The sequence below is a fragment of the Halococcus thailandensis JCM 13552 genome (assembly GCF_000336715.1).
In the GTDB taxonomy this organism is placed as follows: domain Archaea; phylum Halobacteriota; class Halobacteria; order Halobacteriales; family Halococcaceae; genus Halococcus; species Halococcus thailandensis.
This window is the reverse complement of record NZ_AOMF01000057.1, coordinates 1-591: the sequence shown is the minus strand read 5'-3', so window position 1 is coordinate 591 and position 591 is coordinate 1. Positions and strand designations below refer to the sequence as shown.

The 591-nt window shown below is 61.8% G+C and carries 1 protein-coding gene; it reads right to left on the bottom strand.

The window, feature by feature from the left end; genetic code table 11:
• Positions 1-591, bottom strand: a 591-nt coding sequence (gene tnpC / locus C451_RS02590; protein ID WP_007737364.1) for an IS66 family transposase, incomplete at both ends; no start/stop codon positions are given.

Sequence of the window (591 nt, the reverse complement as noted above, 5' to 3'; positions counted from 1 at the left end):
CCGCTGGAGGTTGCTGCTGAAGGCCGGATATGCCGTCCAGCCATCACAGACGACCGTTCCCGCGAAGTCCTCGCCGAGGACTTCTGCGGGAACATCACTTCCTCTACTCTCCCTGACCGCGTACAGCGTGTGGTTCTCAGTGGTGAACGTCCAGATCCATGCCTGTTCCCCGTCTCGTTTGATTCCAGTCTCGTCAACGTGGACAACGTCGGCTTGCTGTATCTGGTAGCGGATCTGTTCGTACTCACAGCGACCGGCGCGCGCAGCGCGCTCGGTCGCGTGCCACGCGGACGCGCCTGAGAGTTCCAGCCCGTGCAGTTGCTCGAAGCGGTCGCCGATCTTCCGGTAGGGAAGGCGGTGATCGTACCGAGAAAGTGCTGACTGAGCGATGACGTTCACCCCGAACTGCCCTTCATCGGGGCAGTCGGGGTGTGAGGCGACAGTCTCTGTCCCACAGGAGTGACACTCGTAGTGGTGGCGGTTGTACTGGGTGACCTCTGGCGGCTGTGGGTCTGGGAGTTCCTCGACGAGTCGGGGGCTGACGCCCGCCGACTCGTCAAATTGTTCGCCACACTCAGGACAACAGTCACA